The sequence below is a fragment of the Cryobacterium sp. 10I5 genome, assembly GCF_035019865.1.
GTDB classification, from domain to species: domain Bacteria; phylum Actinomycetota; class Actinomycetes; order Actinomycetales; family Microbacteriaceae; genus Cryobacterium; species Cryobacterium breve_A.
In genome coordinates this window covers 38,310-50,697 of the sequence record NZ_JASJVI010000015.1, presented here as the reverse complement: position 1 = coordinate 50,697, position 12,388 = coordinate 38,310, and the positions used below count along the sequence as shown (strand labels likewise).

Below are 12,388 nucleotides of genomic sequence, written 5' to 3'. Positions count from 1 at the left end.
CGCCGGTGCAGCCTGCGACCCGACGGCGGCAGGGCTCGACGGCTGTGGCTCAGGCACGGGCGACGCACTGGGCACAGCTGAAGGACCGGCGACAGGGGTTGACGCCCCGGGCTCGTTGACCTTGGCCATGAGGCGCGGCGTGAAGCCGAGGACCGAATTGACCGCCCGCTTGAGGTAGTCGCCGACACCCTCCCCTGGCGCGGCGGTCGGCTTGAGGCTGGCGACGTCCTTCTGGCTCGGGAACGACAGTACGAGGAGGTCCCCGTCGCGGAATTCGAGCACGTTCGCCGTGTAGAGCACGAGCCACGCGCTCGTCTTGGCGGTCTGGACGGCCTCGAGGACCTCCGGCCAAGCGTCCTTGACCTGCTGGAAGGTGACCGGCCCGATCGGACGTGCCACGGCAGCGGCCGCGGCAGCCGGCACGACGGATGCCTGACCTGCCGGAGCACTCGCGGACGCAGTAGAGGCCGCGGGGATCGTGGGGGCTTCGGGCGCCGTCGTACCGCGATCGGCGGCAGGCGCAGGGCGTGAAGCGGGGGCGTGCGAAGCATCCGTCGACGAAACGGCGGGCGTCGCGGAGCTGGGGGCCACGGTTGCGGCCGAGCTCGCATCGACACCGCTTGTACCAACTCCGATGCGGCGCTCGAGCCGTTCGACGCGTGCGAGCGCCCCCCGGGTGGAGTCGTCGCTCGCGGGAATCAGCACGCGGGCGATCATGAGTTCGAGGTGCAGCCGGGGAGACGTCGCGCCGGTCATCTCGGTGAGGGCGGTGTTGAGGATATCGGCGGTGCGGGAGAGCTCGGCGGGGCCGAACTTGGCGGCCTGGACGGCCATCCGTTCGATTTCGTCTTGCGGGACCCCGCGGAGCACGGCGGACGCGCCCGCTGCGGACGTCGCCGCGACGACGATGAGATCGCGCATGCGCTCAAGGAGGTCTTCGACGAAGCGGCGCGGGTCCTGGCCGGTCTGGATGACGCGGTCGACCGCGTCGAAGGCCGCTGCGGGCTCCCGGGCGGCGATCGCGTCGATCGACTCGTCGAGCAGGGATGCGCTCGTGTAGCCGAGAAGGGCGACCGCACGGTCGTATTCCACAGAGTGATCGTCGGAACCTGCCATGAGCTGGTCGAGGAGAGACAGGGTGTCGCGGGGCGAACCGCCGCCGGCGCGGACGACGAGCGGCAGCACGCCGGGCGCAACGGCGACCTTCTCGCTCTCGCAGAGCGTCTGGACGTATTCGAGCATCGGGCCCGGGGGAACGAGCCGGAACGGATAGTGGTGGGTGCGCGAGCGGATCGTGCCGATGACCTTCTCCGGCTCGGTCGTCGCAAAGATGAACTTCACGTGTTCCGGTGGCTCTTCGACGATCTTGAGGAGGGCGTTGAAGCCCTGCGGCGTGACCATGTGCGCCTCGTCGAGGATGAAGATCTTGTAGCGGTCGCGGGCGGGCGCGAAGATGGCGCGCTCACGGATATCGCGGGCGTCGTCGACGCCGTTGTGGCTCGCGGCATCGATCTCGACGACGTCGAGGGAGCCGCCGCCGTCGCGGGAGAGCTCGACGCAGCTCGGGCAGACACCGCAGGGGGTGTCGGTCGGGCCCTCCGCGCAGTTGAGGCAGCGGGCGAGGATGCGCGCACTCGTCGTCTTGCCGCAGCCGCGAGGGCCGCTGAACAGGTACGCGTGGTTCACCCGATTCGTGCGCAGGGCCGTCATCAGGGGTTCGGTCACCTGGGACTGGCCGATCATCTCGGCAAAGGTCTCTGGCCGGTAGCGGCGATACAGGGCGGTAACCACGGGTCAATCGTAGCCGGGACCGCTGACAGTCCCTCCCGGGGATCGGGGTGCCGTGCGGGGACGGCTAGAAATCGGTGTGGCCGAGGTCGGCCCGGGGCACGAAGCGGGCCCGGGTACTTCCGGTTCCGTGCAGGAACAGCACGACGAGCTCATTGCTCGCCGACAGCACCGGACCCGGCACGTACAGGGTGGTCTGCGGTCCGCGATCCCAGAACCGCCCGAGGTTGAACCCGTTGATCCAGGCCTGGCCCTTGCCCCAGCCGGCCGTGTTCAGGAAGAGGTCGCGTCCCGGTTCGGCGTGGAACGAGCCGCGCGCGAATGCGGGTCCGCTGAGCGAACCGACCGGGGCCGGCAGAACCACCGTGAGGGTGGCGGGCTCGGCAGCCCGAAGCGAGTCGTAGGCGAAGGTCAGGTCGACGTCGAGGTCGGGATCGAGATCGCGCTCACCGACCCTGTCGTGGCAGCGCGGATGCGGGGCGAAGAGCCGGCTTCCGGCCGCGGCGAATCCGTCCAGGTCCAGGGCCAGCACCTGCCAGGGCCCGAGCTGAATTCCGTCGACCGTCGCCGGTCCGATCAGGCCCTTGTCTTCCCCGATTCTCGGGCCGTAGTTGACCCGGCCCTGGTCCTCCACGAGGAGGTCGAGCAGGACGCCCCTCGGCAGGCTGATCGACCGCTCGTGGTGGTCGCGCTGCAGCACGCCGACGGGGTTGCCGTCCACGAACACCTGGGCGCGATCGCGGACCGCCCCGAAGGAGAGCAGGTGCGCGCCCGGTGCCAGCCTGCTGCGGTACAACGCGAACCCGGTGTACTGGCCGAGGGCATCCATGCTCGGCAGCTCGGGAAGGGCGTCGCTGTCCGTATCCGCCAGCTCGCCCAGGGCGTCCCAGAGTGTCACCGACTCATCGAGCTCGACCTCGAACGTGGGCGCGGCCGGCACGGCTTCGGGCAGTTCGGCGGGCACAGGCGCGTACCGCGCGAGCACCTCGCGGAAGGCGAGGTACTTCTTCGTCACCTCGCCGCTCTCGGAGAGCGGCGCGTCGTAGTCGTAGGAGGTGGCCGTGGGCTGGAACACGCCCTTGTCGTTCGCCCCGTTCGTGAAGCCGAAATTGGTGCCGCCGGTGAACATGTACAGCGACACGGACGCGCCGGTGGCGAGCAGGTCGTCAAGCTCGCGGGCAGAGTCCTCGGCCGAGGTGGTGTGGTGGTGGGCGCCCCAGTGGTCGAACCAGCCGTTCCAGAATTCCGCGCACATCAAGGGCCCGGTCGGCTGGTGGCGACGCAGGGTCGCGAGTCGTTCGGTGGCACGGGAGCCGAACGAGCCGGTCTTGTGCAGGCCAGGCAGACTGCCGTCTGCGAGCATCTGGTCGGTAGGCTGGTCGATCGTGGTGAGCGGCACGGTGATGCCGCCGGCTCGGTTGAGGTCGACGAGTGCGCGAAGGTAGTCCTTGTCGTTGCCGTATGCGCCGTATTCGTTCTCGATCTGCACGAGGATGACGGGGCCGCCCCTGTCGATCTGCCGGGAGGCCACGATCGGCAGCAGCTGCTCGAAGTACTCGGCGACCGCCGCGAGGTAGCGCGGCTCGTTGCGGCGCACGCCGACGGCCGGGTCGCGGAACAGCCAGCCGGGCAGGCCGCCGTTGTCCCATTCGGCGCAGATGAACGGGCCGGGTCGCACGATGGCGTACATTCCCTCTGCGGCGATGAGGTCAAGGAACCGGGCCAGGTCGAGCCCGGCATCGGTCCGGAACTGGCCGCGGACCGGCGAGTGGGCGTTCCAGGCCACATAGGTCTCGATGGTGTTGAGCCCCATCAGCCGGGCCTTGTGGATGCGATCGGCCCAGTGGTCTGGATGCACCCGGAAATAGTGGATGGCGCCGGCGAGCACCCGGAACGGGGCGCCGTTCAGGAGGAAGTCGGTGTCGCCGATCGCGAAGTCGCCCACGCTCACTGCTCCGCCCTCGGCCGGCTCAGCACCGCGACCCCGGTCGCCGGGAGCGTGAGCGAGTCGGCGGCCAGGGTGCTGTCTCCGAGATCGACGGCCGTGAGGCATCCGTCGAGGAGGGTGAGCGCCACGGTCACCGCCCGCGCGGAATGGTTGATGTAGAAGAGGTACTCGAGGGTGTCCGTTTCGCGCACGGCGAGCTGGACCACGCCGTGCACATCGGCGGGCAGCGGTGAGGCGATTCCGGCATCCGCGGCGAAGCGACCGACGAGGGCGACGAGGGCGACCCTATCGAGTACCGTCGCGACGAAGCTGGCCCGGCCGGCACCGACCGCACGGCCGGTGACGGCCGGCACGCCGGGGAACGGGCCGTCGTCGAAGCGGGCGAGCACGTCGACGTCGTTCTGCACGGTGACGTCGTGGGTGAGCAGCGTCCCGGTCGAGCCGGCGGGCAGGTCGCCCGACAACCCGACGGACTGCCCGGCGAGCAGGCCGCCGAATTCCTCGGCGCGCACGCCGAGCAGCTCACGGAAGGCGCCGGGGTAGCCGCCCGGGTGGATATGGTCGTCGGCGTCGGCGATGCCGGAGAAGACGCCGACCGCGAGGTGGCCGCCACCGGTCACATATCCGGTGAGAGCTTCCGCGAGATCGGCCGTGACCACATAGAGCATCGGGGCGATCACCAGGTCGTAGCCGTCGAGGCCGGCTCCGTGCAGCACCGACCGGGCGGGCACGATGTCGGCCTGGAGCCCGTTGGCGAGCGCAGCCGTGTACCAGGTCATGGCCTCGGCCTTGTAGCGCAACAGCTCGGTGGGGTGCGAGTCGAGCTCGGAGGCCCACCACGAGTCCCAGTCGAAGAGGATGCCGATGCGGGCCTGCCGGGTGCGGCTGCCGGCGATCGCGGCGAGGCCGGCAAGGTCGCCGCCGAAGCGGGCGACCCTGCGGAAGACCGAACTGTCTTCGCCCGCGTGCGGGAGCATCGCGGAGTGGAACTTCTCGGCGCCGGCCAGCGACTGGCGCCACTGGAAGAAGCAGACCGCGTCCGCGCCATGCGCGACGTGCGTGAGGCTGTCGCGGCGCAGCTGGCCGGGCGACTTCGCCTGGTTGACCGGCTGCCAGTTCACGGCGCTCGTGGAATGCTCCATCAGGAACCAGGGCGCACGATGCGCGATCTGGCCGGTTAGGTTGGCCGAGAACGACAGTTCCTCGAAGGCCTCCGGGTCTGCGACGAGCAGGTAGTGATCGTTGGAGACGATGTCGACCTCGTCGGCCCAGTCCGCGTAGTCCATGCCGCGGGTCTCCCCCATCACCATGAAGTTGGTGGTGATCGGCACCTCGGGCGTCGCCTGCCGCAGGATCTCGCGCTCGGCGACCAGGTAGTCCTTGAGTGCGTCGCTCGAGAACCGGGCGAAGTCGAGTTGCTGGGTGGGGTTCGGGTGGGTGGCGGCGAGGCGCGGCGGCAGGATCTGGCTCCAGCTCGAATAGTTCTGGGACCAGAACGCGGTGCCCCAGGCCCGGTTGAGTTCGACGAGCGAGCCGTAACGGCCTGCGAGCCAGCCGCGGAAGGCCGCAGCGGCGTCGTCGGAGTAGTCGTAGACGTTGTGGCAGCCGAGTTCATTGCTGATGTGCCACATGGCGAGGGCGGGATGGTCGGCGTAGCGCATGGCCATCTCCTCGACGAGGGCCAGTGCGTAGCGGCGGAAGACCGGGGAGGTCGGACGCCACTGTTGGCGGCCGCCGGGCCAGATGGTCTCGCCGAGCCGGTTCACGGGCAGCACCTCGGGGTGCGCCTCGGTCAGCCAGGGTGGCGGGCTCGCGGTGGCCGTGGCGAGGTCGACGGCGATGCCGTTGTCGTGCAGCAGGTCGATGGCACGGTCGAGCCAGCCGAAATCCCAGCTGTCGATCGTGGGCTGCAGCAGCGCCCAGGAGAAGATGCCGAGGCTGACGATGTTCACGCCGGCCTCGCGCATCAGCCGCATGTCCTCGGCCCAGACCTCTTCCGGCCACTGCTCGGGGTTGTAATCGGCGCCGTAGGCGAGGCGGCCGGTTGCGGAGGGCAGGCTCTCGGTGCCGTCGGCGAGGGTGTGCGCTTCGGGCCAGCGCACCCACCGGGCGGCTGTGGTCGTGCTCACGGGGCTCATGCGTCGCTCCGGGCGGCCAGACGCACGATCGACCAGGACAGGGCCGGAAGTACGACGGTCACCGCGTCGCCGTCTTCAGACAGCGTCACCTCGTCCAGCTTCGCCGGCACAACGGCCTCCGGGTGGTCGGCGTTGTTCGTGCTGAACCGGTCGCCTCCGTCCGGGGCGTGCACGCTCTGCGCGGACAGCACGGCGCGGGCACGGGCACCGGCGAGGTCGACAGCCAGGGTCAGCGGGGCCGTCTCGGACCGGTTGACCAGATACAGCACGATCTCCTCGTCGGTGGCTGTCGCAGCGGCATCCGCCAGGTTGACCGTGCCGTAGGCGACAGTGCTGTAAGTGTCGGAGTGGATCGTGGTGGCGAGCACGTCGCCGCGGGCGGCGCCTGCGGTCAGCGCGAAGGGGAAGAAGGTGGTCTGTCGCCAGGCCGGTCCGCCGGGTTCGGACCGGATGGGGGCGATCACGTTCACGAGTTGGGCGAGATTGGCCATTGAGACCCGGTCGCTGTTGCGCAGCAGGGAAATCAGCAGGGAGCCGACCACGACGGCGTCGCTGACGTTGTACTCGTCTTCGATCAGGCGGGGGTGGGCGTTCCAGTCGCCGGTGAGCAGGTCCTCCTTGTCGACCTCGTTGAAGCGGGTCTGGTACCAGACGTTCCACTCGTCGACGCTGACGCCGATGAAGCGGTCGACGCCTCGCTCGGCCGCTACCTCGTCGATGATCGCCGCGACGTCCCCGATGAAGCGGTCCAGGCCGACGCCGGAGGCCAGGAAGCTGCCGAGGTCGCCGGGCTTCTCCTCGTAGTAGGCGTGCAGGGAGATGTGGTCGACGAGGTCGATGGTGTGCCCGAGCACCGTGCGTTCCCAGCTGCCGAAGGTGGGCATCTCGGCGTTGGAGCTGCCGGCGACGACGAGTTCGATGGTGGGGTCGACCCACTTCATCACCCGGGCGGTCTCGGCGGCGAGGCGCCCGTATTCCTCGGCGGTCTTGTGACCGATCTGCCAGGGGCCGTCCATCTCGTTGCCGAGGCACCAGACGCGGATGCCGAACGGTTCGCTGCGACCGTTGGTCCGGCGCTCGTCGGAGAGAGTAGTGCCTCCCGGGTGGTTGGCGTATTCGAGCAGGGCCGCGGCTTCCGCTACCCCCCGGGTGCCCAGATTCACGGCCTGCATCATCTCGACGCCGGCGGTCTCTGCCCAGGCGGCGAATTCGTGCAGGCCGACCTCGTTGGTCTCGATGCTGTGCCAGGCCACGTCGAGGCGCACGGGGCGCGCGTCGCGGGGGCCGACACTGTCTTCCCAGCGGAAGCCGGAGACGAAGTTGCCGCCGGGATAGCGGATGAGGCTCGGGTTCAGTTCCCGCACCAGGGCGAGCACGTCCTCGCGGAATCCCTCCGCATTCGCGGTGGGATGACCGGGTTCGTAGATTCCCGTGTATACGGCGCGGCCCATGTGCTCGACGAAGGAGCCGAAGATCCGGGGCGAGACGGGCGCCACAACGTCGTCGCGGGTGATGCTGAGCCGGGCGTGCAACACGGGAGAAGATCCTCTTTGTTCGGTGCGACGGGTGTTCGGTGTGAGTTTTCGAAGGCGACGGAAAAGGGTGGGCCCGGACCAGGCCCACCCTTTTCCGGCGGTGGCGCAGGCTGTTACTTGCTGGTGACGGTGAAGCCCTGCTGGTTGCCGTAGTCGGCGGAGGCCTTCTGCCACGCGGTCAGGCCGGCGTTGATGTCGGACTTGGCGGCATACGCCTGGCCGACCGTGTCTTTGAAGATGCTGTTCGAGTAGACCTGGAACGGCAGGTAGCTCCAACCGGGAACGACATCCTTCGCGGACTGAACGAGGACCTCATTGATCTTCTGGCCTCCGAAGTAGTCGCTCGTGGCGTTCAGGAACTTGTCGGAGTTCAGGTCGGCGACGGTCGACGGGAATCCGCCGGCGTCGATCGAGATCTGGGTGCCGGCGCCTTCGTTCATGTACTGGAGGAATCCGGCAGCCACGAGCTTGTTCGTGCTCTGCTCGAGGATGGCGTCTCCGCCGCCGCCGTTCTCGGCGCTTGCCGTGTCGCCGGCCTTGTACGTCGGCATCGGTGCGACTCGCCAGTTACCGGAGGCCTCCTTGACGCCGGTTTCCAGGTTTCCGGGCATCCAGGCACCGATATTGAGGGTGGCGATGGTGCCGTCGCCGAGGCCCTTGTACCATTCGTCGCTCCAGCTGGGCGTTGCGGCAAGGAGGTCGTTGCTGAGCAGCGTGTTCCAGTTGTCCGCGAACTTCTTCGAGCCCTCGTCCTGGAGGTTGATGCTGACCTTGGTGGAGTCCGTCGTGGTGTACGGCTTTCCGCCGGCCTGCCAGATCATGCTCGTGGTGAAGCCGGCGTCGCCGGTGTCGTTGGTGATGTACGCCTTCGGGTTGGCCGCGTGCAGCTTCTTGGCCGTTGCGACGTACTCGTCCCAGGTGGTGGGAACGGTGAGGCCGTACTTGTCGAAGACGGCCTTGTTGTAGAACATGGCCATGGGGCCCGAGTCCTGCGGGAGGGCGTAGATGCCGTCGCCGAGCTTGACCGATCCCCAGGTGCTGTCGGTGTATTCGGACGCGAAAGAGTCGAAGCCGTAGGCGCTGAGGTCGGCGAGCGACTTGGACAGTGCGAACTGCGGAAGCGCGTAGTACTCGATCTGGGCGATGTCCGGCGCGCCGGACCCGGCCTTGATCGCGTTCTGCAGCTTGATGTACTGGTCATTGCCGGTTCCCGCGTTGACGACCTTGACGGTCACGTTCGGGTGTTCCTTCTCGAACGCCGCGGCGATCTTCTCCACGGCCGGGGCCCAGGCCCAGACGGTGATGGTCGACTTCTCGTTCAGGGCCGCGGTGATGTCCGCTGCGCTTGCGGTCGATGCTGCGGTCGATCCGGTTCCGGATCCGGAACATGCGGCGAGGGACATGCTGAGCGCGAGTCCGGTGGCGACGACGACCGCGGTGCGACGCAGTGCCTTCCTGGTGCTGTGTGGTGCTTTCATGAAATGCCTTTCACTTCCTTGTAAATGGATGAACTTCGGTGCGGGACAGGTTGTGCGGTCGAGAGGGTTGGAGGGTCACGCCTTGACGCTGCCGGCGGCGAGGCCGGACTGCCAGTAGCGCTGCAGGAACAGGAACGCGACCACGATCGGGATGATCGTGAGCATCGAGCCGGTGATCACGAGGTTGTAGATCACGTCGCCGCCGACGGTCTGCGCCTGGTTGCTCCACTGCTTGAGTCCTACGGTGAGCGGGTACCAGGTCGGTTCGCTCAGCATGATCAGGGGCAGGAAGTAGTTGTTCCAGGTGGCCACGAGGGTGAACAGCAGCACGGTCACGAGGCCGGGGGCGAGGAGCTTGAGCGAGATGGTGAAGAAGGTGCGGAATTCGCCCGCTCCGTCCATGCGTGCGGCTTCGAGCACCTCGGTCGGCACGGCGTCGAGGGCGTAGGTCCAGATCAGGTACAGGCCGAACGGGCTGATCAACGAGGGCAGGATGACTGCCCACGGCGTATTCGTGAGGCCCATCTGGCTGAACATGAGGAAGGTCGGGACCGCGAGGGCCGTGCCGGGGATCGCGACGGCACCGAGGACGACCGCGAAGACGGCCTTCTTGCCGGGGAAATTGAATTTGGCCAGTCCGTAGCCGCCGAGGGCCGCGAGGAAGGTGGCCCCTCCTGCCCCGACGACGACGTACATCAGGGTGTTCCCGAACCAGCGGACGAAGACTCCGTCGTTGTAGGTGACGGTCGCGACGATGTTGTCCCAGAGCGCGTTCGGGCCACTGAACCAGAGGCCGAACGAGTTGAGCAGCTCGGCCTGGGTCTTGGTCGAGTTCACGAAGAGCCAGAACAGGGGCAGAAGGCTGTAGAGGACCAGCGCGCCCATGATGATCGTGAGCAGGATCGACTTCTTGGTGTGCAGGCCCTGGTTGGACTTGTTCGTGCGGGTGTAGCGGGACATCCGTGGGGCCTTGGCGTGGCTTGCGGACACGTTCACTCTGGCCTGGTCGGTGGTGGACATCTCAGACCTCCTTCCGCGAACCGGAGTTCTGCACGATGTAGGCGATGACGGCCGTGAAGAGGCCGACGATGATCGCGATGGTGGCCGAATAGTTGTACTGCTGGCCCGCGAAGGACAGGTTGTAGGCGTACATGTTCGGAGAGAAATAGGTCGAGATGGTGTTGGGCGCCAGGGACTGCAGGATGCTCGGCTCGTTGAAGAGCTGGAAGCTGCCGATGACCGAGAAGATGCCGCCGATCACGATCGCGGGACGCAGCGCCGGCATCTTGATGCTGCGGATGATGCGGAATGCACTGGCCCCGTCGAGAGAGGCCGCCTCGTAGAGGTCGGTGGGGATCACTCGGAGAGCCGCGTAGAACAGGATCATGTTGTAGCCGATGAATTCCCAGGTGACGATGTTGCCGATGCTCGCGAGCACCCAGCTGCTCCCGAGCGGGTCAGGAATGGCGAGGTGGAAGAAGTCGTTGAGGTTGCCGACCAGGCCGAACTTGGTGCCGTACATGAAGCCCCACATGAGGGTGGCGACCACCGCGGGAACGGCGTACGGCAGGAAGATCGCGATGCGGAAGAAGCTGGACAGGTGCAGGCGGGCACTGTCGATGGCCAGGGCCGCGAAGAGCGCGATTCCGAGCATGACCGGAACCTGGACGACGAAGAACAGGGTCACCCGCCCCATCGACTCCCAGAACTTGGGATCCGTGAGCGCCTGGCCGTAGTTCGCGAAGCCGACGAAGGAGTTCCCTCCGACGAGCTGCTCCTTGAAGAAGCTCAGGTAGATCGAATACAGCACCGGGGCGATCAGGACAAGGGCGAAGACGACCATGAACGGGGCAATGAACTTCCAGCCGGTCCAGTCGCGCTTCTGCACGTGTGGCTTCCGGGGGCCCGAAAGCGCCTGGCCACTGGGGGTGAGCGTTGACAGCGTCGTCATTCCTGTTTCTCTGACTCGGTAGTGTGGTGCGGCGGGGGAAGGATTCGAGGTTCCTGGTCATGTTTGCGTAAACATGACGTGTAAGCACGCTAGCATGTTTACGTAAACATACGGAAGTATTTTCCGGGACCCGGGAGGGCACGTGGCAAAGATCAGCCCCGCCGACGGCGCTGGCCGTTCCGCGCCCGCGACTCCCCCGACACCATTGGCTCCCTCGACACCCGTGACCCCGTCGACCCGCGGAGTGCAGCGCCTGCCGTCGATGGCGGATGTCGCAGCCCTGGCCGGCGTCTCCTCCCAGACCGTGTCCCGGGTGGTGAACGCCCGCAGCAATGTCGACTCCGATACGCGGGACCGCGTGCTCGCGGCCATGGACGAGATCGGCTACCGGCCCAACAGCGCCGCCCGAGCCCTCAAGTCCGGCCGGTTCAGCACGATCGGCGTGATCATGTTCACCCTGTCGAGCTTCGGAAACATGCGTACCCTCGACGCCGTCGCGATGGCGGCGGCGAAGGCTGGGTACTCGATCACTCTCATCCCGGTGACGAGGCCCACCCAGGGGGCGGTCACCGGCGCCGTGACCCGGCTGGCCGAGCAGGCCGTTGACGGCATCGTGATCATCATGGAAGCCCACATGCTCGACCGGATCGACGTGAGCGTGCCGACCGGGCTTCCCGTCGTGATCGTCGACTCCGACGCCGGCGCCCGGTACACCGTCGTCGACACCGACCAGACCGAGGGTGCCCGCTTGGCCACGCAGCACTTGCTCGACCTCGGGCACCGCACGGTCTGGCACATCGCCGGCCCGGAGTCTTCCTTCTCGGCCGGTCGCCGTACCGCATCCTGGCGTAACACCCTGAAGGCGGCCGGCGCCCCGGTACCGCCCGTGCTCGAGGGCGACTGGAGCGCGCAGAGCGGCTATGTCCACGGCGTCACCCTGGCCGCCGACCCGCTCGTGACGGCGATCTTCGCCTCCAACGACCAGATGGCCCTCGGGGTCATGCGCGCCATGCACGAAGCCGGCCGGGCCTTGCCCGCCGACGTGAGCGTCGTCGGCTTCGACGACATGCGCGAGTCGGACGATTTCTGGCCCCCGCTGACGACGGTGCACCAGGACTTCGCCCAGGTGGGCCGGCTCTGCATCGAGAAGCTTTTGCGGCAGATCGACTCCCCCGGTGCATCCGTTCCGGGCACCACGATCGTGCCGACCCACCTCGTGGTGCGCGGGAGCACGGCGCGCAGAACCTCCTGAGGCGCCGTTCGCACGCACCTCGTGTCGTGAGGAGATGACTCCGGCAGGGGCACGGAGCACGATGACGCCCCGAGGATTCGCAACGTCGGAGATCTTCGCGACACGCCGTGAATCCGGGCAGCGGATGCGGCGCGTCGCGAGCTTCTCCGACGTTTCGTCGGAGCGACCACGTGCACGCCCTGCGGAACTCCCTCGCGCCGGGCATCCGCTGACACGCGCCTCGATTGCGCATTGTCGGAGATCTTCGCGACACGCCGTGAATCCGGGCAGCGGATGCGGCGCGTCGCGAAAATCTCCG

General features: G+C 67.6%; 8 protein-coding genes. 1 reads left to right on the top strand and 7 read right to left on the bottom strand.

Annotated features, from left to right (window positions below):
• From QN350_RS06765 to QN350_RS06735, 7 genes are all read right to left on the bottom strand, one after another.
• Nucleotides 1–1,791 (bottom strand): DNA polymerase III subunit gamma and tau (locus QN350_RS06765; RefSeq protein WP_323516022.1); only part of this gene is annotated, 1,791 nt, incomplete at its 3' end.
• 64 nt (nt 1,792–1,855) lie between these two features.
• On the bottom strand, nt 1,856–3,733 hold the full coding sequence (locus tag QN350_RS06760) for a beta-galactosidase family protein (RefSeq protein WP_323502566.1): 1,878 nt from the start codon (nt 3,731–3,733) through the stop codon (nt 1,856–1,858).
• 2 nt (nt 3,734–3,735) lie between these two features.
• On the bottom strand, nt 3,736–5,874 hold the full coding sequence (locus QN350_RS06755; RefSeq protein WP_323502564.1) for a beta-galactosidase: 2,139 nt from the start codon (nt 5,872–5,874) through the stop codon (nt 3,736–3,738).
• On the bottom strand, nt 5,871–7,409 hold the full coding sequence (locus tag QN350_RS06750; RefSeq protein WP_322138044.1) for an alpha-N-arabinofuranosidase: 1,539 nt from the start codon (nt 7,407–7,409) through the stop codon (nt 5,871–5,873). The genes QN350_RS06755 and QN350_RS06750 overlap by 4 nt, the downstream gene beginning before the upstream one ends.
• 113 nt (nt 7,410–7,522) lie before the next feature.
• Nucleotides 7,523–8,887, bottom strand: a complete 1,365-nt coding sequence (locus tag QN350_RS06745; protein ID WP_322138045.1) for a sugar ABC transporter substrate-binding protein — start codon at nt 8,885–8,887, stop codon at nt 7,523–7,525.
• 75 nt (nt 8,888–8,962) lie between these two features.
• On the bottom strand, nt 8,963–9,847 hold the full coding sequence (locus tag QN350_RS06740; protein ID WP_241975181.1) for a carbohydrate ABC transporter permease: 885 nt from the start codon (nt 9,845–9,847) through the stop codon (nt 8,963–8,965).
• Nucleotides 9,848–9,908: 61 nt separating this feature from the next.
• Nucleotides 9,909–10,838 carry a sugar ABC transporter permease gene (locus tag QN350_RS06735; protein WP_322138046.1) on the bottom strand — a complete coding sequence of 310 codons (930 nt, stop codon included), beginning with the start codon at nt 10,836–10,838 and terminating at the stop codon, nt 9,909–9,911.
• Nucleotides 10,839–11,100: 262 nt separating this feature from the next.
• On the opposite strand from QN350_RS06735, the gene QN350_RS06730 reads away from it, so the two are divergent.
• Nucleotides 11,101–12,090 (top strand): LacI family DNA-binding transcriptional regulator, encoded by a 990-nt coding sequence (locus tag QN350_RS06730; RefSeq protein WP_281536109.1) that lies wholly within the window; start codon nt 11,101–11,103, stop codon nt 12,088–12,090.
• Nucleotides 12,091–12,388: the final 298 nt, after the last annotated feature.

Bases quoted from the DNA above. Each gene is read 5' to 3' on its own strand.
- QN350_RS06730 (WP_281536109.1), top strand. From the start codon at position 11,101: ATGGCGGATGTCGCAGCCCTGGCCGGCGTCTCCTCCCAGACCGTGTCC.
- QN350_RS06740 (WP_241975181.1), bottom strand. From the start codon at position 9,847: ATGTCCCGCTACACCCGCACGAACAAGTCCAACCAGGGCCTGCACACC.
- QN350_RS06745 (WP_322138045.1), bottom strand. From the start codon at position 8,887: ATGAAAGCACCACACAGCACCAGGAAGGCACTGCGTCGCACCGCGGTC.
- QN350_RS06755 (WP_323502564.1), bottom strand. From the start codon at position 5,874: ATGAGCCCCGTGAGCACGACCACAGCCGCCCGGTGGGTGCGCTGGCCC.
- QN350_RS06735 (WP_322138046.1), bottom strand. From the start codon at position 10,838: ATGACGACGCTGTCAACGCTCACCCCCAGTGGCCAGGCGCTTTCGGGC.